The sequence below is a fragment of the Mammaliicoccus lentus genome (genome assembly GCF_002902755.1).
GTDB lineage: Bacteria > Bacillota > Bacilli > Staphylococcales > Staphylococcaceae > Mammaliicoccus > Mammaliicoccus lentus.
This window is the reverse complement of sequence record NZ_PPRS01000054.1, coordinates 1-24,454: the sequence shown is the minus strand read 5'-3', so window position 1 is coordinate 24,454 and position 24,454 is coordinate 1. Positions and strand designations below refer to the sequence as shown.

Here is a 24,454-nt window from a genome sequence, read left to right as displayed (position 1 = left end):
GTAATAAAATGAAAACAAAAATTATGAAAGAATTTAACCCTCTACAGATAGATATAAATAAGAGGTATAAAGTACATAATGCTTTATTAGTAAAAATCATCAAAAAAATGAAACTTTCTATAATTGATAGAGAAAAAATGTTATACAATATTGAAATGTTATTGCTATTAATTAACAAACCTAAGTTTGCTTATAACGTTAATAAATACCGAAAGATATCTAGAAATTTAAAGAGTATAGTTTTTAATAGTAAAAATAAAAACCGATCAATATATAATCTTTTTGATAACCCAAATAACGTCGATCATAAAACAATAGTATTTGAATCTTTTGGAGGTAAAAATTATAGTGATAGCCCTAAATACATATATGAATATATGCAAGAGCATTATCCTGAATATAACTATATATGGATTTTTAAAAACCCAAGCAAAAATTCAATTCCAGGAAATGCACTGAAAATAAAAAAAGGAAGCTTTGATTATTATAAAGCTTATTCAAAAGCAAAAATTTGGGTAAATAATGCCCGTATGCCCCAGTTTATAAATAAAAAACATAATCAAATTTATATACAAACATGGCATGGAACACCACTTAAAAGGTTAGCAAATGATATGAAAGTTGTTAGAATGCCAAGTACAACCACAGCTAGGTATAAAATGAACTTTCATATTGAAACATCAAGATGGGATTACCTTGTTTCGCCAAATAACTATTCAACTGAAGTATTCCAATCAGCTTTTTGGATGGATGAAGAAAGAATGTTAGAAATAGGATATCCTAGAAATGATGTACTTGTAAATCGTGCAAATGATTCTGAGTTTATAGAGAAAATTAGAGTGAAATTAAATATACCTAAAGATAAAAAAGTTATTATGTATGCTCCAACTTGGAGGGATGATGAATTTGTTAAGAAAGGTCATTACTTGTTTGATTTAAAAATTAATTTAAAAAATCTATATGAATCAATTGGAGACAAATATGTAGTATTATTGCGTATGCATTACTTAATATCAAATTCTCTAGATTTAAGTGGGTTTGAAGATTTTGCAATAGATGCATCAAATTATGAGGATATATCAGAACTATATTTAATATCAGATGCATTAATAACTGATTATTCGTCTGTAATGTTTGATTATGGCATTTTAAAAAGGCCACAATTTTTCTTTGCATATGACATTGACAAATATGATAAAGACTTAAGAGGATTTTATCTAGACTATACAAATGATCTCCCGGGGCCTATATTTACAGATGCGTATGACTTAGCAGATAGTTTAACAGATATAGAGCTTATTAAAGATTCATATCAAGATAAAATAGACCAATTTTATGACCGCTTTTGTAATTTAGAAAAAGGTAAAGCTTCAAAATATATTGGTGATATGATTCATAAAGGTTTAAAATATGATTAAAAAAAAGAGTCTGGATTCTCCAGACTCTTTTTTTATTTTATATTAAATTATTCTTCACCATATAATTCTTTTTTGATTTGTGTAGTTGATATACCTTCTGTACGATTTAAATAGATAACTTCACATTGGTCTTTAAGGAAATCAAATTCGCCTTCCCAATCGTGACCCATTAGGAATGTATCTACATAGTAATCTTTAACGTCTTTTACTTTTTGTTCCCATTCATTTTCAGGAATGACAAGATCAACGTAACGAATGGATTCTAACATCATTTTTCTTTGTTCATAGTTATAATATGATTTTTTGTCTTTTAATTTGTTAAATTCATCAGTAGAAAGTGCCACAATTAGATAATCTCCGTATTGTTTAGCTCTTCTTAGTAATTCGATATGCCCGTAATGTAATAAATCATATGTGCCATATGTAATAACTCTTTTCATAATGAACCTCCAGTTTATAATACTTAAATGTTAATATATTGTTAATTAATTGTAAACCTAAATTTTACAATTAGTTTTTATTTTCAAAATTATATAAATATTTTTTATAAATATCTTATTTTATAACTTCTACTCTTCCATACCTAACTCTTTCAATGCCATTTTCTCATACGCCGCTTCTCCTGATTCTATAGCAAACTCAGCGATAAACATTGGGAACACTGCATTGAGTTCTAATATATGTTCTTTCATTCGTGGCCATGTTTCTCCTCCTGCTTTATCGTATGCTGTTATAAGTTGCTCTAATCCTTCGTTGCCGAATACACGATGATGTCCCATAAAGTCCATTGAAGGATCGGAGTGGGTTGCTTCGGTCCAATCTATGAGTCCCGTGACGTTTGCTTCGTTATCTACCATTATATGTCCTGGATGTAAGTCTCCATGTATCATGGTTGCATGTTGTGGCCATAGTTCATCGTTTTCTAACCATTGTTGCCATCTGTTCCATAACTCATCTGCTACGCCATAAGTTTCTTTGACTTTATTCATCCTTCTTTGAAAGTCATTTCTTATTTCTTGTATAGTTTTGATATTTATATGATATGCGGTAATGTTTTCTTCTGGTATGTTGTGCAAGTCTACGAGTGTTTCAGCTAATGTGTTAACAAAGTTTTCTGGTACTGGTTTGTGTTCAATTTTCCATACATAGTTTTGTATTTGCGGATCTATTGTTGCTGCAGGTTTACCGGTAAGTTTTGGATAAGCGATAAGGTCTTTTTCGTGTACTTTCCACTTTGGTACTTCAAATGAAACGTTCTTTTGTAAGAAATCTACCGTTTGTTTTTCAGATTTTGTTCGCTTATAAACGTCAGGTCTTCTTGGTAGTCTTAAAACCCATTCTACGCCTTGTTCATCTTCTCCAAATGCAACTTGGAAATCTAGTCCTGATTCATTCAACGAGATTGTTTGAGGTTGGATATGCAATTGATATTTTTCTGCGCATTTAATAATTTCATTATGTTGAGTCATTTTATTGGCCCCTTATTTCTATTGTATTTTTCTTATGAAAGTATTTTGTTTTATCTTGATATAAATATAACTGATATGCAAACGATAACTGCAAGAGATTGTGCTATAACGTATGAAAGTATTTTATGTTATGATGTTATAAATGATAATATTTCTCAATTGATAATATTGAGAATGATAGGAGTGGATGGGTTTGCAAGAGGTACAAAAAATTTTATGGAATGGTCGTTTATTAACGATTGCACTTCCTGAACATTATGAAGATGATAATTCTGATTCTGTGCCTTTTCACACTGTTATTGTACAGGATGGTTCATATCTTTTTGATAAGCTTGTCGAAGAATATCCAAGTAATGTCATGTTTGTTGGTGTTGAACCAGTAGAGCGTAATAGGGAATATACGCCTTGGATTGAGGATGTTAGTGGACAGCATTATGGTGGGGAAGCTGAGCAGTATTTAGATTTACTGGAATTTGAATTAATCCCTTACTTAAAGGAAAGGTATCATATTTTTGATGAGTCGGAGTATTTAACTATTGGTGGCGGTTCGTTTGGTGCGTTACTATCTATTTATGCTTTAGTTACAAGACCCCATTTGTTTGGTAAGTATTTAGTAATGTCTGCTTCAATGTGGTATCCTGGATTTATTGATTTTCTTAAAAAGGCTGATAATATTGAATATCCTCGGGATGTTTATTGGTATGTCGGTGAGTTAGAGGGTGCTGAGTATCCAAATATATTAAAGAATATGGTTCCTTGTACTAAAGAGGGTGTAGAAATTCTTGAAGAGAAGTTAGTTAACCCTGATTCTCGTTTAACTTTTGTAACACATCCTGAAGGTATACATCGTCACCACTTTTTTGAAACGTATTTTGCAGAGGGTATTAATAAAATATTGTATTAATTAAAGCGTAAAAGTTAAGATTTATTTAGAGCAAGGGATATTTATCTCTTGCTTTTTTATTGTTTCGACAAGATGGCTAACCAACCTTTTATAAAAATTTCATAACTTTAAAATACTGATATAATGGGAATATTGCAGTATTATGAGAGTAAATATACATAAAATTGATTGACAAATAACATAGTAAGTATTATAGTTGGTTACACAACTAATCAACCAATCATGTTATAGGATAAGGAGAATGAATATGAAACCTACATTGAATGATGAAACACCTATATTTTTGCAAATTGCAGATATGATTAAAGATGATTTAGTTGAAGGACTTTTGTCAGAAGGTGAACAAATACCTTCTACAACAGAACTTTCGAATTTTTATAATATCAATAGGGCGACGGCTCAAAAAGGTATTACACTGTTGGTTGATGAAGGTATTGTTGTTAAGAAGAGAGGTATTGGTGTATTTATAGCTGAAGACGCGCGCGACAAGCTTGTAAATACAAGAATGCAAGCATTCTCTAATTCTTATATCCAGAATATGGTTAAAGAAGCTAAAAGACTAAATATAAGTAAAGAAGAACTCATAAGAAGGGTGGAACAAGATTATGACAATCATTGATATTCAAGATATGTCATTTAAGTATAAGGATGAAAACATTCTAGAGCATTTATCACTCCAAGAAGACGAACCTATGATTGTTGGATTATGGGGACGTAATGGTTCTGGTAAAACAACTTTAATGAAATTAATTTCTGGGCAAGAGCGTCCTGACGCAGGTCATCTATCTGTATTGGATAAGAAGCCATTTAACAACACGAGTGCAACGGAAGAAATCACTTATTTGCGAGAGAATCATTATTTTGGGAAATCATGGACAGTAAATGAGGCGATGAAGTTTGCAGCGATGTTTAATACGAATTGGGATCAAGAAGAAGCGGATTATTTAATTGATTTGTTTGAATTACCAAGAAAGAAGAAAATTAAGACTTTCTCTAAAGGTATGCAGTCTATGGTACAAGGTGTGATTGGTATTGCGAGCCATGCACCTGTGACAATGTTAGATGAACCTACGAATGGTTTAGATGCATATATGAGAAAGGTATTCGTTAAAGCATTAATAAAGTCATATGATGAAGACCCAAGATATATAATGATTGCTTCTCATCATATTAAAGAAATAGAAAAAATTTGTGAAAAGCTAATTATCATTTCTAATCGTGAGGTTAAGTTACATGAACCTATTGAGTATTTCCAATCAAGAGGTGCAGTATTACTTGGCAAATTAGAAGATATTAAACAAGTTGTATCAGACAAAGATATTATCGAACAATCTACAATACTCAGTCAGCATAAAGTAATGGTGGATGTTTCGTATAGTGATTCACTGATAGAGCAATGTAAAGCTTTAAATATAAAAGTGGATAAAGCGAATATACAAGATTATTTAGTTAATATAACGATGACGAAGGAGGCCCATCATGAATAATTTTAAAGGTTCATTTTCAATTGTATTTAGGGAACTGAAACTTCAACTTTATATATTCACGGTTGTGCTTATACTTCTAGCAGCGCTTTATGTGGCTATTGGTTATTTTGGAGAACCAGAAGACTTTAGACCACTATTATCAGGTCCAGTGTTTGGTATATTAGGATTCTTACCATTGTTCTTATTTCACGATCCGTTTAAAGCATCTATTGAACTAGGCGCAACGAGAAAACAATATATTTTTAGCGTATGGTCTAGTTACCTAATATTCATGGTTGCATTGCTTATCGTACAAGAAGTTGTTAGCTATATCGTTCGATTAATTACAGACTCTTCAAAAAGTACAGTAGTATTATTGAGAGTAGGAGACTTAGTACCAAATGCGAGTGTGTTAGATAACTTTTGGATTGATTTCCTAGCTATACTATTTATCGCAGGAGTATGTTTCTTACTAGCAGCTATTATGTATCGAATTGGTATAATTCCAACTGCATTAGGTGTATTTGCTCTTGGCGTAATTGTATTCATTTGGTCTGTTTTAGGTGATATTATGCCACTTGTAGAATGGATAATGAATCATATTTATGAAACATTTCATATATTAGGAGCAGTTGGTGTAATAGCAGCGCTCTTGATATACCCTATAATGATAAAAGCTCGAATGAAAGAGTGAATATTTATAATAGTAGAAAATAAAAACTATGACGATTTTGTAAGGTGCTGACACTTGTGGGGGCATGTACTTACAAAAATTCTGAAGAGCTTGGGATATAAATCCTGAGCTCTTTTTTTTTGGGATGGAACTGATGAAAAGTAAGAGTAGATACTGTTATGTAGTGAACCCTAAAAGTTGGACTTTTTTATAATATATTTACTTTGAAATTTTCCCTGTATTCTACAGGTGACATTCCATTTAATTTCGTCTTGATACGATCATGATTGTAATACTTAATATATTGAATTATATCTTTTTTTAAAACATCGTAACTATCATATTTCATACCGTAAAACATTTCTTGTTTGAGTAATCCAAAGAAATTTTCCATTGGCGCATTGTCTAAACAGTTTCCCTTACGGGACATACTTTGGAATATATTATTTTCCTTTAAAGTAGAAACCCAGGAATTATGTTGATAATGCCACCCTTGGTCTGTATGAATAGTAGTTCGATAGCTCAAATTTTTTAGTTTATCAATGCAAGTAATTAACGATTCCATGGCGAAAGACAATTGAGGCGATTTACTTATCGAAAATGAAATAACTTCACCAGAATATATATCAAGAATAGTTGAAAGATAGAGCTTTACATTTGAGCCTTTTATATTGAATTGTGTAACATCTGACACTAATTTTTGTAATGGACGATCGGTTTTAAATCTATGATTTAACATATTCTTAGCTACTTTTCCAATTTGTCCTTTATATGTTTTTAAAGAGCGTGAGCGACGTGTAAATTTTGTACATAATAAATTATTCTCTCTCATAATTCTAAGTACTTTTTTATGATTAATAATGAAACCTAATTTTTTTAGTGTTAGCGTAACGCGTCTATATCCATATCTCATCTTATTATCATGTACAATTTTTTAAATTAAATTAACTAATTTATTATAAACACCATTTTTAGACTCTAACTTCTTTATCCAGTAATGATAGACGCTACGGGCAATTTGAGCCACATCTAATATATCTTTCAGTTTATAATTTGTTTGTGACCTTAATTCATTAATAGCTATCACTTTTTGTTTTTTTGATCCTCTTGAATTAAGGTGTTTAACTTTTTCGTACGCCATAAGTATTTCATATCGCTTATTTTGTTCACGTAAATACTCTAATTCGGCTCTCTCACTATCGTTGAGCTTCTTATTTTTATTTTTTCTATTCATTGGCAGTCTCTCACTTTCACGCATGTTATTTATGCCAAGAATACCACACTTATCAAATTTAGACTGCCACTGACTTATTAAATAATAATTAATTATTTTAAAATGAATCGCTGTTTCTCTATAAGATAATTGATATTTCTTTCTATATCGTAAGATATGAAGTTTTTCTTCGTCAGTATAATACCTAGAAATTTTATTAGGAGATAACCCTGCTTCTCCAAAATATTCAAATTGATAATTCCAGCAAAATAATAATGATCGACCAATGCTAAATTCACGAGCTATACTAGTAGCACTATTAGTGCCTTCTCTATATCTTTTAACTAGTTTTAATTTAAATTTTAAGCTATATTTTTTATTCATAAAATGAACACCCCTAAAAGTTTATTTTTGGTTCAACTTTTGGGGTGCACTTCATTAGTGGATTAATTATTACATAAACACACAAACTAATTTTTCTTCTGACCCAAATCTAAAAATAAAGCTGAGACATATAAACATCTCAGGATCCCTTAAGTAATTTCCATCATAATCTTCGTAATATATTCTTTTTCATTATTTTTAATCACTGAATCGAATACATATTCTTCAAAAACGTATTGACCGATCTCTAAATTCAATTCTTCTATTTTGTTAAACATCTTTTGATAAGTTTCATAAATTGTTTGATCTAAACCGACATGATACCCGACTAAGTACTGTCCGTTTAGGGTAATGGTATTTGTATAGTCACTTTTATTTGATGGGATTTCAACATAAAGGTAGCTATATTGATTATATTGTTTATTTAAAATTTCATTTTTCTTTGTTACAACGCCTATTGGTTGACTAGAGAATAAATTGTGATGCTTGAGCTCATCTACAAATTGGTTTATTGATATTAGAAAATCTAGCTCGGAAACATTATTGATGTTATCACTAATATAAAATGTAGTGTTTTCTATATCGTGAAGTTCAATTTTATCGAATTCTGTATGGATAGCATCTTTGATAGATTTGATTTTATCGTTTATTACGAGCTCATTAAAATTTAATTGTTGTTTCTGTGCTTGTATGACTTTCTTTTGTTGTTGCATGAGATCTAGGAAAAGTTCTGGTGATTTGTCTTGTGTATATTGTTTAATTTCTTTTAAGGACATACCTAATTCTTTCAATAATGTAATGACACTAATAAACTCGATTTGTTTAACTGAGTAATAACGATAGCCACTTTCATTTTTAAAATCCGGCTTAAATAAGCCTATTTTGTCATAGTAAATCAACGTTTGTCTGCTAACATTTGTTAGACTTGCAAACTCGCTTATAGGTATATGATTAATTTTTTGCATAAATTGAATTCCTCCACTTGACTATATAGTTACTATACACTTTAAATTTAATATATTAAAGGTGTTTTTTGATATGAAAATGAAAACAAATAGATTAGAATATAGTGAAAATCACTTAATATTTAATAAAGTAATGAATAAGGAGGTCTAATATGAAGAATAAGTTAAACATTTTATATTTTAATATATTTCTTATGTTTTTAGGTATTAGTATTGTTATCCCAGTACTACCAACAATATTGTACGATTTAGATTTGAACGGTAGTGATTTAGGATTATTAGTAGCAGTGTTTGCGTTGTTTCAAATGATTGCTTCTCCATTTGGAGGAAGATTTGCCGATAAGTTTGGTAAGAAAATCATTATCATTATTGGACTTTTATTATTCTCCATATCAGAATTTATTTTTGCGGTAGGGAATACTTTTTCAATACTTTTATTATCAAGAGTATTAGGTGGTATTAGTGCAGCGTTTGTAATGCCTGGTGTTAATGGTATGATCGGTGACTTATCAACCGCGGAAAATAGAGCAAGAAACTTTAGTTACATGTCAGCAGTAATTAACACAGGATTTATTATTGGACCAGGAGTGGGAGGATTCTTAGCAGAAATATCGCATAGAATGCCTTTTTATTTTGCCGGTGTATTAGGTATCATTGCGCTACTCTTCTCTATTATTTTGTTAAAAGAAGAAAAAGAAGTAGAAGATGTCGACAAACCGAAAGTAAAAGAACCATTCCCATATAAATTGTTCGTCGTTCCTGTCGTTGTAATGTTGATTTTATCTTACGGTTTATCTTCAACTGAGACGATGTTCTCATTATATACAGCAGAAAAAGTAGGATTCGAACCGAAAGATATTTCTATTGCGATTACAGGTGGAGCTATTGTAGGGGTTATATTCCAACTATTCCTATTTGAAAGAATCGTAGGAAGAATTGGAGAAATTAGACTTACATTGTTCTCACTTATATATTCAGTAATCGTGTTATTCGCATTTATTTTCGCTTCGAGTTATTTATCCGTTATGCTTGTAAGTTTTATTATATTTATAGGATTTGATTTAATAAGACCATCAATGACGAATTACTTCTCGAAATTGGCCGGAAAAAATCAAGGAACAGCGGGTGGCTTAAACTCTGCCGCAACCAGCGTCGGTAACTTAGTTGGCCCGTTAGTAGCAGGGGTAGTGTTCGACATAGATATTAACTTCCCGATGTACGTTGCGATAGGTTTCTTCGTATTTGCGGCGGTTATATTAGTGTTCTATAAACCAGATAAATTAAAGTTTTAAAATAAGCGAAGTGGGACTAGGTATGAAAAAAGTTTGATATAAGTGCAACTTCATACCAGTCAGCTATTGCCATTATATTGAATCAGCCTGAGACGTATACTGTGTCTCAGGCTTTTAATTTATCATTTTTATACTTAGTATAATTAATATACTCAAAACTGTTGACTTACATCTAAAATCGCGTTACAATCATCTCGAAATCGAAATAATATGTGGATAGGTGATGACATGAATAGAACAGATGAATCTTTAAAGGCATTGGTAGGTATTAAACGCTCGAATGATACGATTGATCGTATTGTTAAGCAAGACATGAAGAACTATGGTTTGAATATTACTGAATTTGCCGTAATGGAACTGTTATTTCATAAAGGTGATCAGCCTATTCAAAAGGTTAAACAACGTATTTTAATAGCAAGTAGTAGTACAACATATGTCATTGATCAATTAGTTAAGAAAGGTTATGTGAGACGTCGTCAAGATACGAAAGATAAACGAATCACGTATGCAGTATTAACTGATGAAGGGCATAAGTTAATGGAAAATATTTTTCCAAAGCATGCTGAAACAATTGCGAATGCTTTTTCTATCTTAGATGATGAAGAACTTGCTATATTAAGAAGAGCATTAAAAAAAATTAGCGCAATGTCTAATGAGTAAGTCGCGCAAATTTTTTTCAGCGTTATTATTTCGAATTCGAAATAAAAAATAAAGAAAGAAGGAATCTATAATGAGTAATAACGAACTTATCGGAATCCATCACGTAACTGCTATAACAGATGATGCAGTAAGAAACTATGAATTCTTTACAGAAGTATTAGGAATGCGTTTAGTTAAAAAAACAGTAAACCAAGATGATATATATACGTACCATACATTTTTCGCAGATGATCAAGGATCACCAGGGACAGACATGACATTCTTTGATTTCCCAAATAGTCCTAAAGGTCAAAGAGGTACAAATTCTATTAGTCGTGCAGGCTTCAGAGTACCAAACGATGCAGCTTTAGAATATTATTTAGAGAGATTTGAAGAATTTGGTGTTAAAAATGACGGTATTCAAGAACTGTTTGGTAAAAAAGTTTTACCATTTGAAGAGAAAGACGGTCAAAGATATCAATTATTCTCAGATGAATTAAATAAAGGTGTTGAACCAGGCATACCATGGAAAAACGGACCAGTTCCTGAAGATAAAGCGATATATGGATTAGGACCAATTGAAATTACAGTTAGTTATTATGACGATTTCAAATCAGTATTGAAACAAATATATGGTATGAAACCAATTGTTGAAGAAGAAGATGTAACATTATTTGAAGTTGGCGAAGGTGGTAACGGTGGTCAAGTTATTTTAAGAAAAGATGACAAAACACCTGAAGCTAGACAAGGGTACGGTGAAGTTCATCACGTATCATTTAGAGTGAAAGATCACGAAGCTATCAAAGCATGGGAAGAAAAATATAAAGAACTACGCATTGGTAACTCAGGAAATGTTAATCGTTTCTACTTTGAAGCATTATATGCCAGAATTGGACATATACTAATAGAAATTTCTACAGATGGTCCAGGATTTATGGGAGACGAGCCTTATGAAACATTAGGGGAAAGTCTTGCGTTACCACCATTCTTAGAGTCTCAGCGTGAGTATATTGAATCTGAAATTAAACATTTTGATACGACAAGAAAGCATGACTAATTAAATAGAAAAGGAGTGGTTCTGATGAAAGTGTTACGTCCAGAACAATTAACGCAAAAAGAAAACTATAAATTATTAATAGGGTCTGTTATACCTAGACCAATTGCATTAGTTACGACACAATCTGAAGACGGTATATTAAACATTGCACCCTTTAGTTTCTTTAACGTTGTTTCTTCAGAACCTCCTATACTATCTATAGCAGTACAAAGAGTAAATGGAGAATCGAAAGACACGGCTCGAAATATATTGGAGCAAAAAGAAGCAGTCGTACACATTGTAGATACAGAAAACGTTGAAAATACAAATGAAACCGCTGCGCTTTTAAATAGAAATGAAAGTGAACTTACGCGTACAACATTTGATACTGTAGAATCGTTAAGTGTCTCAGTACCAGGATTGAAACAAAGTAAGGTACGCTTTGAAGCAGTATTACACGATACAATGGTTATTAAAAAAGATGATAAACCTGTATCTGATTTAATATTATTAGAAATAAAACATTATCATTTTGATGATGCTATTTATAACGATGGCTATATTAATAAAGATGAATTAAGTGCAGTAAGTAGATTAGCAGGTAATGATTACGCTGAAATAGGGCGCACATTTACAATAGAAAGACCATAAAGTGAATGGAGTTGACTAGAAGTGAAACATATATTTAAACAAGGTGAACAAGGCAAACCTGTATTTCTTTTATTACACGGAACAGGTGGAGACGAGAGAGATTTACTACCTTTAGCAGAAATGCTTGATCCAAGTTATAATGTGTTAAGTGTAAAAGGTGAAATATCCGAAAATGGTATGGCGCGTTACTTCAAGAGACGTGCAGAAGGCGATTATGACTTAGAAGATTTAGAGTATAGAGGTCAAGAATTATATGATTTTATCAAAGAATCATCAAAAGAATATGAGTTTAATTTAGAAGACGTTATACCAGTAGGCTTTTCAAACGGGTCGAATATGGCGATTAACTTAATACTAAGAGAAAGTACACCTTTCCAAAAAGCGTTATTATTCGCACCATTATATCCTTTAGACTTACAAGATAATCAAAAAGATTTATCAAACTTTAAAGTATTCCTATCAATGGGTAAACAAGATCCAATCGTTACACAAGAACAAAGTGAACGAGTGATTGAAATATTTAAAGAACGCGGTGCTGAAGTACATGAAACTTGGGTGAACAGTCATGAAATTACACAAGAAGCAGTACTAGCAGCAAAAGAAATATTATAAGGGAGTGGAACAGAAATCTTATTTTGCTAAAAAGATTTCTTGGTTCCACCCAGTCAGGTACCGCCATATAAAAAAGAGTCCAGGACAATTATTTATGTTCTGGACTCTTTCTTTGTTAATATACAATCTGTTGATTATAGTAACAATATATTTATTTATCGATTTCATCGCGTGATTTAATAATTTTATTGATAAAGCCGTAATCATAAGCTTCTTGTGTGCTTAACCAGTAGTCGCGGCCTGTATCTTTTTCGACTCTTTCTATAGGCTGTCCTGTTTCTTTCGCGATTAATTCATTGATTTTTTGACGTGTGCGTATAATTTCTTTAGCTGTAATTTCCATTTCTACAGATTGTCCTTGTACGCCGCCTGATGGTTGGTGAATCATAAATCTTGTGTTTGGTAGGCTATATCTGTTTTCTTTTTTACTAGCTAGATAAATAATTACGCCTGCGCTTACTACCCAACCAGAACCGATAATATTTACTTCTGGTTTCACGAAATTAATCATGTCATGAATATAATAACCTGAATCGACATGACCACCTTGACTGGAAATGAATAAAGTAATTGGTTCATCGCCCATTGCTTCTAGTAATAAAAGTTGGTTACCAACTTCTTTTGCAACTTTATCATTAATTTCACCAGTTATAATGATCGTACGTGTTTCTAATAGTTTTTCAGTTAGTATGTCTTTTTCTTGTTGTTTTTCTTCAGACATGAAATCACTCCTATCATAATATTTAACTTTATTGTGAATGATATATAAGTACATTTCAAATAATTTGACCTTTATTGACCAAAAGTTTTTTATCATATATCAAATAAATCGTTAAATGCTTCGACCATAGTAGGGTGCGTGTAAATGTTATCTCTTAATCTTGTATAAGGCACATCCATATCCATAGCGAGTTTAAGAACGTTAATAATTTCTTCAGATCCTGTGCCGTACAAACTAGCGCCTAATATTTGTTGTGAATCTACATCAACTACCGCTTTAAATATACCTCTATCATCGTTATTAACTTTGTGACGAGGAATATTTTTAACTTCAATCATACCTTCTTTTACATTGAAGCCTTCTTTTCTAGCTTTACTAGCTGTCATTCCTATACGTCCTAAAGGTGGGTCTAAGAATACTGTATATGGAACATGACCTCTATTTTTAGTTGAGCGTTTTTTATTGCCTGAAATTTGATCTTTAACGATTCGATAATCATCTAAAGAAATGTAAGTGAATTGTGGGCCACCTTTAACATCACCAACTGCATAAATGTTATCTACAGCAGTTTCTAATGAAGAATTCACTTTAATTTCACCTTTATCGCCTAGATTAATATCAGTATTTTCTAATGCGAGGTCAGTGTTTGGTATGCGTCCAGTCGCAAGTAGGACAGCATCACCAGAAATATCACCTTGGTTAGTATGAACAACAGGACGATTATCTTCAGTTGAAAAAGCGTGAACTTCCGCTTCATCTATAAATTCTATACCTTGGTTCAACAACTGGTCGTAAATATGAGATGCTACATCTTTATCTTCAGTACCTAATATATGTTTACGATTATGAATCATCGAAACTTTACTACCGAGACTTGAGAAAATCGTCGCAAATTCTAAAGCGATATAACCTGCACCAACAATCACGAGATGTTCTGGTAAATGTCTCAATTCCATAATACCTTTAGAATCATAAATGTTCTCAGTTTGCTCAATTCCTTCTATTTCAGGTATATTTGAGCGACTACCTGTATTTATAATGATATGGTCTGCTTGAATAGATTCAACAATTTCATTTGATTTATTTAACAAATCGACAGTTTCATTATCCTTAAACTGTGCTTTATAAGTATAAACTTTAATATTTTCATCAGAATCTAGATTATCAAAATTTTTCTTATTTAATGCCGATACGACATCTTTTTTACGATTAATTGCTTCAGTGAAGGTGTGATTTTCATTACCTTCATGTAATAACGTTTTAGAAGGTATACATCCGACATTAATGCACGTGCCACCATACATATTTGAATCTTGCTCAACTACAGCAACCTGGTTTCCTTGACCAGCAAAATCTTTAGCAAGCGTCTTACCAGCTTTTCCAAAACCAATTACTAATATGTCATAATGCTTCATAGTATAAAACCTCCATCTCATAATCTCTATAACCAATTATAGTACTTTATAAAAATATTATGAAATTTTTGAATTTAAGGTATTATTTTCTTAATTTCTTATAAGTGCACAAAAGACAAAATTAATTATGTAAGCGTTTGAACCTATAATGAATATACAACATTCATTAGGAGGAAAAGTCATGGCTCAAAATTGGTTAGAAATAAATGAAAAAGTAATCATCGTAACAGGTGGTACTTCTGGTATCGGTAGACAAATTGTAAATTCATTATTAGAAAATGGTGCAGTTGTATATAATATAGATTTAAAAGACGATCCAATTGATAACGGGAATTATCATTTTATAGAGACTGATGTGACGAATAAAGAAGCTGTTGAAAAGACAGTGAATACAATTTTTGAAGAACAATCTCGCATAGACGTATTAATTAATAATGCTGGCATTAATTTACCAAGATTATTAGTAGATGTTAAAGGCGAAAAGCCAGAGTATGAAATTAATATGAAAGATTTAGATTTAATGTTCGGTGTAAACTTGAAAGGGCCAATTCTATTCAGCCAAGAAGTAAGTAGACATTTTGTGAAACAAAATAAAGGGATTATCGTAAATATTGCTAGTGAAGCTGGCCAAGAAGGATCAGAAGGGCAAAGTATTTATTCTGCTACAAAAGCAGCTTTAATCGGATTTACGAGAAGTTGGGCTAAAGAGCTAGGGAAACATAACATTAAGGTTGTGGCTATAGCACCAGGAATTTTAGAAGAAACTGGTCTAAGAACTAAACAATATGAAGAAGCACTAGCTTATAGTAGAAATACGACAGTAGATAAATTGAATGGTGATTATTCAAAATCTATTCCTTTAGGTAGAGTTGGTAAGTTGTCAGAAGTAGCTGATTTAGTTTGTTATTTAAGCTCAGACAAATCAAGTTATATTACTGGTACAACGATTAATATCTCAGGTGGTAAATCACGAGGATAACTTTAAATAGAGGAAGGAGGGAAAGTATTGATATTAAATAAAAAACATTTATTAATTGTTGAAACGCTTAAAAAGCAAAGTATCTCAATTGATAAACTTTCCCATAAACTTTCTATTTCTCAAAGAACTTTAACGAATTACATTAATCAACTTCAAACTTATTTTGAAGGTTCTATTAGTATATTTAAGCAAAATCAATCGATTTCAATGATAGTAGCAGATGAAAAGAAATTTTTTAATTTACTCAAAGATTTAGAATCTCATATTCATTATCATTTTGATGAATTAGAGGAACGTGAAGAAAACATATTCCATTATTTGCTTTATAACGGCGTTTGTACAATAGATGATATAGCTGAAGATTTATTTCTAAGTAAAAGTGTTGTCAATAATACCATTAATGGTATTAAAACTAAATTAGAACATTATAGAGTTAGTATTAAAGGTACTCAAAATGTTGGTTTACGTATAGAAGGTAATGAACTAGAAGTGAGAAAAGTTTTAATAGAACTGTTCAATAGAAAGTATAGTTCTTACACATTACCAGATTCCATATATGCAATTCTCGATAAGACGAAAACACAATATAACTTAGACCACGCAACGTTTAACCGACTTATCACTGCAACTAAAGTTGTTTTATCAAGAATAGAAAATGATTATAAAATAAGACAAAATGTACAAATCGATGAAAGAGTGTTTGAGTCTGAAGACTTTATAGCTTTAAGCGAAATTAAAGAATATTTAAGTCATCAGTACTCAATAACATTTCCAAATTTAGAAATTTTGCTAATCGTATTTCAAATTATAGGTAGAAGAGCTTCATTGTTAGATGAAATCATTTCAGAAGATGATCAATCTATTTTAAATCGCATTATTCAACAAACGATTGATGATATTGATTTTTATTACACTATCAAAATAGATGAAGAATTATTTAGCACGGATATACAACTTCACATTAAATACCTTATAAATAGATTGATATTTGATATTAGAATACAAAATGACTTTATTAATGAAGTTGAGTACAGATATCCGTTTGCATATGAGCTTTCTAAAGTGTTAGCTACAAATATTGAAAAAGAAATCAATATTAAAGTGCCTTTAAATGAACTTGGATTTTTATCAATTTATTTCAGTGTCTATTTACAGCAGTTAGAACAAAAATTTAAAGAAATTCATTCAGTCGCATTTATAACAAACCAAGGTTTGAGTAGTGCGAAATTAATGAGAGTTCAATTAGAAAAAATATTTGGTAATCAAATAACGATTGATGTAATTAGTGAAAATGAGTTAAATCAATTTCAAATTGATGATTATGACTTAACGGTATCAACCATTAAAACAAATAGATTGTTTAACAGAATAATTTATATAGATAACATATTAGATGAACAAGCGTTAAAACTTAAAATCGAACAATTCATGATTTATAAAGACGTCAACAATAAAAAGCTGTTTAACAAAAGTATTATAGTAGATTTTTTAAGTGAACAAGATGTTTATCAAATTAATGAAAGTATGACGTATGAAGAAGTAATCGCGTATTTATCAAATGAACTGATTAATGAGAATAAAGTTGATCATACTTTTATTTCTAAAATTTTAGAGAGAGAAGAGCATAAATCAACAGTAACAGGATTTCTGGGATTTCCACACACTAGTCACCATTTTCATGGTATTTGGTTTAAATTAGCAATCATTAACCAACCATTGAATGATTGTGAAAAGGTAAAACTAGTTGTGCTCGTTGCGACACCAGAAACTGAAGTGAATGAAGCGGTACTAATCCGATTATATGAAGAGATTTTAGCTATTACGACCAATAGTTATATTATCAATCAGATAAGAAAAGATACGGATTACATAGCGCTTGCACATATATTAAATAAGGAAATGAGGGGTTAGCTATATTTTTCATCATATTGATTGTCATATTAGCTGTTGGATTTATAATTCAATACTTGCTAGGTTTGCTTCAAATTAAAAATTTCACTAAACACTATACGGAATTGCGAGAAAATGGTCGCGTTGCTATTGGAAGAAGACCAGCTATATTTAAATCGGGAACGTTGGTACTTCTTCAAATTAATAACCGTAATGAAATAGAAGAGGCACGCTATATGCAAGGTGTCACAGTATTTTCTAAATTCAAGAAATTAAAAGGTTTAGAAGGATATAAGATTCAGAAATTAAGAGATACAGATTTAAAAAAGTATAACAAATTATTAATAAAAGCTATTTTAGACGCTCACCACACATTTAATGTTATTCAATCTGGAGGAGAAATTGAAAAGATACCTTCTCCAATGATGAAAGCAGTTAAAAAAATTAATGGAATGTTTAAAAAAGAAGGGAGTAAATCAACATGGACTTCATAGTTAAGTTAGCAGAAGGTTTTATCAATTTATTTCAAACAGGCGCAGATACATTTATAGACTGGATGACAACAATTGTACCTTTAGTACTAATGTTATTAATTGCGATGAACACATTAATCCAATTAATAGGTGAAAAAAGAATTAATATAATCGCACAAAAATCATCTAAAAACCCATTTTTAAGATATTTAGTATTACCGTTTTTAGGTTCATTTATGTTAGCAAATCCGATGGTCCACTCTCTAGGAAGATTTATGCCAGAGAAGTATAAACCAAGTTATTTTGCATCAGCAGCTCAGTTCGCACATACGAGTAACGGTCTGTTTCCGCACATTAACCCAGCAGAATTATTTATATTCTTAGGTATCGCAAATGGGGTTCAACAATTAGGATTACCGATGACAGATTTAGCAGTAAGATATTTACTTGTTGGTTTAGTTATGAACTTTATTGGTGGATGGGTTACTGACTTTACAACTAGTTACGTAGAAAAACAACAAAAAGTAAAATTAAGTACAGAAGTTAAATTAGAAGGATGAGGTGAGCAACATGAGTAAAAAAGCTAGAATTGTTAAAGGTTCAGGTGGCTTTGGTGGCCCTTTAGAAATTGGAATAGAAGGCAAGAAAGACAAAGTTATGTATGTTACAGGTGGTCACAGACCTGAAATAGTAGATAAAATTTGTGAAATTACTGGTGGCTCACCTGTTAACGGTTTCGAAACATCAGTACCTGAAGATGAAATTATGGTTGCTGTTATAGATTGCGGTGGTACTTTGAGATGTGGTATTTACCCTCAAAAAGGTATCCCGACTGTAAACATTATGGCAACAGGTAAAAGTGGTCCTTTGAGACAACATATTACAGAAGATATTTATGTTTCAAATGTGGATGTAGAGCAAGTAAGCGTAGCAGGAGAAAGTAGTTCTAATGAAACAACAGCGGAATCAACTGCGTCAACTGAAGAAACAAAAAGTAATGAAACAGCTTCATATTCTAAAGATAAAAAAATTATGGAAACAAGAGCAGAACAGGAAAATAAATCTATATTAACGAAAATTGGTCTAGCAGCAGGTAAAGTTATTAATACTTTCTATCAAGCTGCACGTGATGCAGTAGATACAATGTTGCATACAATCTTACCATTCATGGGATTTGTAGCATTATTGATTGGTATTATTCAAGGATCTGGAATTGGAGATGTATTTGCTAAGGTTATGTCACCATTAGCGGGTAACATTTGGGGTCTTCTTATAATTGGGTTTATATGCTCACTTCCATTTTTAAGTCCATTGTTAGGACCTGGTGGCGTAATTGGACAAGTATTAGGTACTTTAATTGGTGTAGAAATTGGTAAAGGGAATATACCGCCAAACTTAGCATTACCGGCATTATTTGCAATCAATACTCAAAATGCTGCTGACTTTATTCCAGTAGGGCTAGGTTTAGCAGAAGCAGAAACGAAAACAATCGAAGTCGGTGTGCCATCCGTACTGTATTCACGCTTCTTAAACGGTGTACCGCGGGTATTTGTAGCATGGCTGGCAAGCTTTGGATTATATAAATAAATAAAAAGGAGTGCATAAATAATGTACAAGACAGAAATAAAGCGTATAGGAAAAGATGCATCAGCATTCGAAGCTGAAAAGATGGTTATATTATTTGGTGATAATGCACCTGATGAGTTAGTCGATTTTTGTTATATAATCGATATAAATGAGATAGACGGAGAAATAACTGAATCACAAACGCTATTTTTAGATGATAATGAATATAAAATTACAAAAGTAGGCTCTGCTGTTAATAAAAACTTAAATGATTTAGGTCATATTACTTTAAAGTTTGATGGGAGCACAGAAGCTGAACAATCTGGAACATTATATTTAGAAGATAAGCCTCTTGCTAATATAGAAGAAGGTACAAAAATAGAAATTAAATAGTTTTATAAAATTTATCCCTTTAAAAGTTAAGTGAAATTTAACTTTTAAAGGGACTTTTTTATGTTCAAAGAAGATGATTTTACGGTTTGATTTATTCCTTTCATCATACAAATTTTAGGAAAGATAACATTTGTTTACTATATAAATAAAGTAACTTTCTATAGGAAATCAATGCAAATTTTAAGAAAATTAATATAATTTTACACCATTGGTCGACCAGTTTCAATCGGTATAAGTTATAACGTTTGTGGCGGTTTTCACAATTTACGACAAGGTATACAAGTGTAATATTACAGTTGTGTTAATTTGTCGATATGCTAAGATACATAACTATATCGAAAGGGTGTTTAATCAAACATGAAATTTAACAAAAACAAAATTAATGTTGTTGATATGAAACAAACTAAGAAAAGTGTTTACGCAACAGGTATAGGTAATGCTATGGAATGGTTTGACTTCGGTCTATATTCTTATTTAGCAATTATTATTAGCCAAAACTTTTTTACTGGCGTACAGAACGATGAATTAAAATTAGTATTTACATTCGCAACATTTGCGATTGCATTTTTAATGAGACCGTTAGGTGGGGTTATATTTGGTAGAATTGGTGATCGTCTTGGTCGTAAGACAGTATTGACGACAACTATTATATTAATGGCTGCTTCAACTTTATTAATCGGTCTTTTACCTACATATGATCAAATTGGTATATGGGCTCCTATTCTTTTGTTAATTGCTAGAATTATTCAAGGGTTTTCAACGGGGGGAGAATATGCAGGTGCAATGGTATATATTGCTGAATTATCTCCTGATAACAGAAGAAGTGTACTAGGCAGTGGATTAGAAATTGGAACTTTAGCAGGTTACATACTTGCTTCTTTATTAGCGAGTGGTATGTTTATTGCTTTATCTGATGCACAAATGCTAGCGTGGGGCTGGAGAATTCCATTTATTCTTGGCGCACCACTTGGATTAATCGGTCTTTATTTAAGAAGACATTTAGACGAAACACCTATATTTGAAAATGAAATCGAAGAAAATGAAGAAGAGCCTGAATCATTTGTATCGATTATTAAAAATCATAAAAAAGATATTATCTTATGCTTTATTACAGTGGCATTCTTTAATATCACGAACTACATGTTACTTTCATACATGCCATCATATTTAGACGAAGTTATTGGCATCTCAACGACTGTAAGTACAATTCTCATTACGAGTGTTATGGTTGTAATGGTTCCACTAGCATTCTTATTCGGACGTCTAAGTGACAAGATTGGTAATAAGAAAGTTGTCTTATTCGGTTCATTTGGGTTAACTGCATTTTCATTACTAGCCTTTTACTTTATGGGCATGAATCAGTTAATGTTTGTATCGTTTGGTATTTTAATACTTGGATTCTTCCTTTCAACTTATGAAGGTTCTATGCCAAGTTTATTACCGAGTATTTTCTTTACAGACGTACGTTACCGCACACTAGCTGTTACATTTAACGTATCAGTATCAATATTTGGTGGTACAACACCATTAGTGTCAACATGGTTAGTGCACGTTACTCAAAACCCACTAGCACCAGCATATTACTTAACAGCTGTCAGCCTTATCGGTTTCATAACGATTCTTGTATTATTTGAAACAACTTCAGGAAAAGCTTTAAAAGGCTCATATCCTACTGTATCAAATGAAAAAGAATTTAATCACGTTGTTAAAAATGCTGAAGAAGCATTATGGTGGAAAGAACAAGAATTACAAATAAAAGAGAAATAAGGACTGAGACATATCCTTTTCTTATAAATAATCTCCTAATCCGTTGTATATTCAGCAGTGGGTTAGGAGATTTTTTTTTATGATTTTTATACTTTATTTTCAATTGTTTGTATTGTCACGTCTAACCCGAAGTATTTTTGCAAGATGGATTTGTAATTTTGTGGTGTTACTGGTGATTGTTCTTTACCATCAGCTTTAGTTATCGTTAGTTGATCTTGTGACATTGTAACGCGACCATAGGTTTTAGCCATTGTGATGAGCAATGTTTGTACGAATATAGATTCTGGGTTATGCTCATTAAATTCTAAATGTTCTTCAAAATATGACCATGGTCTGGATATATTTTTAGCTTTATATGAAGTTCTCCAAGAATTATCGTCTTGTAGTTTTTGAACAAGAATTTCTTCGTTTTCTCCGTAGATTGCGCGATAGCTACCTGATACAGTAGTGACAGTCATATTATCAGATTCATAGTGAACGGGTAACGCATTAATAGGTAAGTCTCCAAATCCCACGTCAGCTATATATGGTCTATCTAATTGCACGATAGTTGTCATGTGTGAACCATCGTTACTCCATCCATCATCAGGTGTGTGTATAGTAGCGGATGCGCAAGTAATACTAAAACCTTTTTGTTCTAAGTAAAACTGAAATATAGTGTTCATTTCATAACAAAATCCTCCACGATGATTTATAACAATCTTTTCATATAAGTCATCGATATTAACGGAAATAGATTTTTGATTTTGTACGCTAATATTTTCGAAAGGAACAGTGTACATAAAGCGTGTTATATAATGATTTAAAGTTTCTAAATTAAGTTGATTATAATTTTTAGAATCTATTTTTAAATATTCTTCAAACTTTTGAATATCCATTTATATGCCTCCAATAATTATTATTAATTCTATTATAAAGGATAGTTTACATTTATATGTTAATATAAGATTGAAGTTAAAGGGTATACAATAGAAAGTAAGGTAATAAGTATGAAAATTGGTGCGATTTCTGACTTGCATATCGATCGAAGTAATCATTATTTTCCGAAAGATTTTGAAGGTGTTTTAATTGATGAAGTGAAGCGATTGAGACTAGATATGTTACTCATAGCAGGCGATATTTCTAACCATTATCAACAAACAATGCCATTTATACAAAATGTTAAACATCAAACAAATATAGAAGTGTTATTTATTCCTGGCAATCATGATTATTGGAAAAATGAAGCGGAAGAAAAGACTTCTTATGAAATATTTGAGTATTATAAATCACAACCAGAAAGTATAATTGCAGACCCATATATAATCAATGATGAATGGGCGATTGTAGGTCATAGCGGTTGGTATGATTACAGCTTTGCTGATAGTGAAAAATTTAGCCTAGAGCGTTTAGAAAGAAGAAAATATTACGGATCTACTTGGCTAGATAAAGAAAGAATAGATTGGGGTAAGTCTGATCTAGAAATGTCTAAACTAGCAGCAGATTCAGTAAGACGAGATTTAGAAAAAGTTAAAGACAAAAATATTATTTTGATGACGCACATCGTCACACACAAACAATTTGCTGTACCTATGCCACATAGAATATTTGATTATTTTAATGCGTTTATAGGAACATCAGATTTTGATTTATTTTATGAAAAGTATCCGATAAAATATAGCATAATGGGACACGTACATTTTCGTAATAATATAGAAGAAAAAGGTGTCAATTTTATTTGTCCATGCTTAGGGTATCAAAGAGAATGGCGTTCTAAAGATTTAAAACAAGAAATACAAAATACAATTCAAATTATTGAAATTTAGAAAGCAAGTCGCTTAGCAAATAAGACGATATTTGTTCAAAATAGGTGATAAAGTGAAAAAATTTATTTCAATTTTCGTTGTAAGTGGGCTGGTACATACATTATTCTCGTTGTATTGGGCATTTGGAGGAACAGCTGGATTATTATCAGTCGGTTCTTGGGTTTTTACATTTAATGCACAGTGGGGAATATGGATGAACCTCATGTTAATTGTGGTCGGTTTATTTAAAGGAATAGCAACATTAGGACCTTTGTATTTAATGAAAACATATAATAAAATTTTATTTTATATATCATGTATAGGTTCAGTATTTTTAATGATATATGGGGGGTTAAATACAGTTGTAGGATGGTTAAAGTTGTTGCAAGTTATCCAGTATCATGATTTTTATACTACATTTGGCCAAGCGATGGTGTGGGACCCTCTATTTTTATTGTGGGGTATAGGACTATTCGGATTCTTAATGAAAATAAAAAAACAAAACACAAAGCAAAAATTAATCTAAATAAATAGTGGAGTCTGGATTTGAATCCTTGCTCATAATTAAGAGGCTGAGGCAGTTAAATTGTCTCAGTTTTTTGTTTGAGTAAATATGGTATAAAGTTGCAAGACGAGGTCCACGTGCAAGTCAAGTCCATATTTATGTGTAATATCTTTAGAAGTAATCAACCATTGGTTTTTTAGAATGTATTAACAAAATAAATCTGTTTGATTTTTAGCAGA

27 protein-coding genes are annotated in these 24,454 nt (G+C 31.4%); 19 read left to right on the top strand and 8 right to left on the bottom strand.

Going from position 1 to position 24,454, the window contains the following annotated elements:
- The coding region (locus CD135_RS11605; RefSeq protein ID WP_142382255.1) for a CDP-glycerol glycerophosphotransferase family protein at positions 1 to 1,418 on the top strand (1,418 nt) is incomplete at its 5' end.
- A gap of 47 nt (positions 1,419 to 1,465) precedes the next feature.
- Here CD135_RS11605 and tagD read toward each other — a convergent pair.
- Complete coding sequence (tagD, locus tag CD135_RS11600; RefSeq protein WP_017000317.1) at positions 1,466 to 1,858, bottom strand: glycerol-3-phosphate cytidylyltransferase; 393 nt, start codon at positions 1,856 to 1,858, stop codon at positions 1,466 to 1,468.
- 129 nt (positions 1,859 to 1,987) lie between these two features.
- Positions 1,988 to 2,887: an Mph(C) family macrolide 2'-phosphotransferase gene (locus CD135_RS11595; protein WP_103269509.1), complete on the bottom strand. Its 900-nt coding sequence runs from the start codon at positions 2,885 to 2,887 to the stop codon at positions 1,988 to 1,990.
- A 193-nt stretch (positions 2,888 to 3,080) separates the two neighbouring features.
- Here CD135_RS11595 and CD135_RS11590 point away from each other — a divergent pair, with 193 nt between their 5' ends.
- From CD135_RS11590 to CD135_RS11575, 4 genes are all read left to right on the top strand, one after another.
- Positions 3,081 to 3,791 carry an alpha/beta hydrolase gene (locus CD135_RS11590; RefSeq protein WP_103269508.1) on the top strand — a complete coding sequence of 237 codons (711 nt, stop codon included), beginning with the start codon at positions 3,081 to 3,083 and terminating at the stop codon, positions 3,789 to 3,791.
- A 247-nt stretch (positions 3,792 to 4,038) separates the two neighbouring features.
- A complete protein-coding gene (locus CD135_RS11585) occupies positions 4,039 to 4,410 on the top strand; it encodes a GntR family transcriptional regulator (protein ID WP_017000320.1) in 372 nt (123 codons plus the stop codon).
- Positions 4,397 to 5,278: an ATP-binding cassette domain-containing protein gene (locus CD135_RS11580; RefSeq protein WP_103269507.1), complete on the top strand. Its 882-nt coding sequence runs from the start codon at positions 4,397 to 4,399 to the stop codon at positions 5,276 to 5,278. The genes CD135_RS11585 and CD135_RS11580 overlap by 14 nt, the downstream gene beginning before the upstream one ends.
- Positions 5,271 to 5,951 (top strand): hypothetical protein, encoded by a 681-nt coding sequence (locus tag CD135_RS11575; protein ID WP_103269506.1) that lies wholly within the window; start codon positions 5,271 to 5,273, stop codon positions 5,949 to 5,951. Before CD135_RS11580 ends, CD135_RS11575 begins: the two co-directional genes overlap by 8 nt.
- Positions 5,952 to 6,138: 187 nt before the next feature.
- Here the strand turns inward: CD135_RS11575 and CD135_RS11570 are convergent, their stop codons facing one another.
- The 3 genes from CD135_RS11570 to CD135_RS11560 all read right to left on the bottom strand — a co-directional run bounded on the left by CD135_RS11570 (position 6,139) and on the right by CD135_RS11560 (position 8,492).
- Positions 6,139 to 6,861 (bottom strand): IS3 family transposase, encoded by a 723-nt coding sequence (locus CD135_RS11570; RefSeq protein ID WP_258027599.1) that lies wholly within the window; start codon positions 6,859 to 6,861, stop codon positions 6,139 to 6,141.
- Positions 6,862 to 6,864: 3 nt separating this feature from the next.
- Positions 6,865 to 7,527, bottom strand: a complete 663-nt coding sequence (locus tag CD135_RS11565) for a transposase (protein WP_103269505.1) — start codon at positions 7,525 to 7,527, stop codon at positions 6,865 to 6,867.
- Between the two features lie 149 nt (positions 7,528 to 7,676).
- Positions 7,677 to 8,492: a MerR family transcriptional regulator gene (locus CD135_RS11560; protein ID WP_103269504.1), complete on the bottom strand. Its 816-nt coding sequence runs from the start codon at positions 8,490 to 8,492 to the stop codon at positions 7,677 to 7,679.
- Between the two features lie 152 nt (positions 8,493 to 8,644).
- Here CD135_RS11560 and norA point away from each other — a divergent pair, with 152 nt between their 5' ends.
- From norA to mhqD, 5 genes are all read left to right on the top strand, one after another.
- On the top strand, positions 8,645 to 9,784 hold the full coding sequence (gene norA, locus CD135_RS11555; RefSeq protein ID WP_103269503.1) for a multidrug efflux MFS transporter NorA: 1,140 nt from the start codon (positions 8,645 to 8,647) through the stop codon (positions 9,782 to 9,784).
- A gap of 228 nt (positions 9,785 to 10,012) precedes the next feature.
- Entirely contained in the window at positions 10,013 to 10,444 is a 432-nt protein-coding gene (locus CD135_RS11550) for a MarR family winged helix-turn-helix transcriptional regulator (RefSeq protein ID WP_017000325.1), read from the top strand.
- Between the two features lie 70 nt (positions 10,445 to 10,514).
- On the top strand, positions 10,515 to 11,480 hold the full coding sequence (gene mhqE / locus CD135_RS11545) for a ring-cleaving dioxygenase MhqE (RefSeq protein WP_017000326.1): 966 nt from the start codon (positions 10,515 to 10,517) through the stop codon (positions 11,478 to 11,480).
- 24 nt (positions 11,481 to 11,504) lie between these two features.
- The gene (locus CD135_RS11540; RefSeq protein ID WP_064211200.1) at positions 11,505 to 12,110 is read left to right on the top strand and encodes a flavin reductase family protein; all 606 of its coding nucleotides are present in this window, start codon (positions 11,505 to 11,507) and stop codon (positions 12,108 to 12,110) included.
- Between the two features lie 21 nt (positions 12,111 to 12,131).
- A complete protein-coding gene (gene mhqD, locus CD135_RS11535; protein ID WP_064204757.1) occupies positions 12,132 to 12,722 on the top strand; it encodes a methylhydroquinone degradation carboxylesterase MhqD in 591 nt (196 codons plus the stop codon).
- A 151-nt stretch (positions 12,723 to 12,873) separates the two neighbouring features.
- On the opposite strand, the gene CD135_RS11530 is transcribed toward mhqD, so the two are convergent.
- Positions 12,874 to 13,443, bottom strand: coding sequence for an ATP-dependent Clp protease proteolytic subunit (locus CD135_RS11530; RefSeq protein WP_064204758.1), 570 nt, complete (start codon positions 13,441 to 13,443; stop codon positions 12,874 to 12,876).
- Between the two features lie 92 nt (positions 13,444 to 13,535).
- Positions 13,536 to 14,858 (bottom strand): hypothiocyanous acid reductase MerA, encoded by a 1,323-nt coding sequence (gene merA, locus CD135_RS11525; RefSeq protein ID WP_103269502.1) that lies wholly within the window; start codon positions 14,856 to 14,858, stop codon positions 13,536 to 13,538.
- 181 nt (positions 14,859 to 15,039) lie between these two features.
- Between merA and CD135_RS11520 the strand changes: the two genes are divergently transcribed.
- From CD135_RS11520 to CD135_RS11490, 7 genes are all read left to right on the top strand, one after another.
- Positions 15,040 to 15,837, top strand: a complete 798-nt coding sequence (locus CD135_RS11520) for an SDR family oxidoreductase (RefSeq protein ID WP_064204760.1) — start codon at positions 15,040 to 15,042, stop codon at positions 15,835 to 15,837.
- Between the two features lie 27 nt (positions 15,838 to 15,864).
- Positions 15,865 to 17,748 carry a BglG family transcription antiterminator gene (locus CD135_RS11515; RefSeq protein ID WP_103269501.1) on the top strand — a complete coding sequence of 628 codons (1,884 nt, stop codon included), beginning with the start codon at positions 15,865 to 15,867 and terminating at the stop codon, positions 17,746 to 17,748.
- Positions 17,749 to 17,750: 2 nt separating this feature from the next.
- Positions 17,751 to 18,221: a transcriptional regulator GutM gene (locus CD135_RS11510; RefSeq protein WP_064204762.1), complete on the top strand. Its 471-nt coding sequence runs from the start codon at positions 17,751 to 17,753 to the stop codon at positions 18,219 to 18,221.
- Positions 18,209 to 18,760, top strand: a complete 552-nt coding sequence (gene srlA, locus CD135_RS11505; RefSeq protein ID WP_064204763.1) for a PTS glucitol/sorbitol transporter subunit IIC — start codon at positions 18,209 to 18,211, stop codon at positions 18,758 to 18,760. The genes CD135_RS11510 and srlA overlap by 13 nt, the downstream gene beginning before the upstream one ends.
- Positions 18,761 to 18,770: 10 nt before the next feature.
- On the top strand, positions 18,771 to 19,787 hold the full coding sequence (gene srlE, locus CD135_RS11500) for a PTS glucitol/sorbitol transporter subunit IIB (protein WP_064211193.1): 1,017 nt from the start codon (positions 18,771 to 18,773) through the stop codon (positions 19,785 to 19,787).
- Between the two features lie 21 nt (positions 19,788 to 19,808).
- On the top strand, positions 19,809 to 20,159 hold the full coding sequence (locus tag CD135_RS11495) for a PTS glucitol/sorbitol transporter subunit IIA (RefSeq protein WP_064204765.1): 351 nt from the start codon (positions 19,809 to 19,811) through the stop codon (positions 20,157 to 20,159).
- Between the two features lie 357 nt (positions 20,160 to 20,516).
- On the top strand, positions 20,517 to 21,926 hold the full coding sequence (locus tag CD135_RS11490) for an MFS transporter (protein WP_064204766.1): 1,410 nt from the start codon (positions 20,517 to 20,519) through the stop codon (positions 21,924 to 21,926).
- Positions 21,927 to 22,012: 86 nt separating this feature from the next.
- Here CD135_RS11490 and CD135_RS11485 read toward each other — a convergent pair whose 3' ends face one another.
- Positions 22,013 to 22,804, bottom strand: a complete 792-nt coding sequence (locus CD135_RS11485; RefSeq protein WP_103269500.1) for an arylamine N-acetyltransferase family protein — start codon at positions 22,802 to 22,804, stop codon at positions 22,013 to 22,015.
- 111 nt (positions 22,805 to 22,915) lie between these two features.
- Here CD135_RS11485 and CD135_RS11480 point away from each other — a divergent pair, with 111 nt between their 5' ends.
- Together CD135_RS11480 and CD135_RS11475 are read left to right on the top strand one after the other, a co-directional pair.
- Positions 22,916 to 23,731 carry a metallophosphoesterase gene (locus tag CD135_RS11480; RefSeq protein ID WP_103269499.1) on the top strand — a complete coding sequence of 272 codons (816 nt, stop codon included), beginning with the start codon at positions 22,916 to 22,918 and terminating at the stop codon, positions 23,729 to 23,731.
- A gap of 52 nt (positions 23,732 to 23,783) precedes the next feature.
- Entirely contained in the window at positions 23,784 to 24,236 is a 453-nt protein-coding gene (locus CD135_RS11475; RefSeq protein ID WP_103269498.1) for a DUF3995 domain-containing protein, read from the top strand.
- The last annotated feature ends 218 nt before the right edge of the window (positions 24,237 to 24,454 follow it).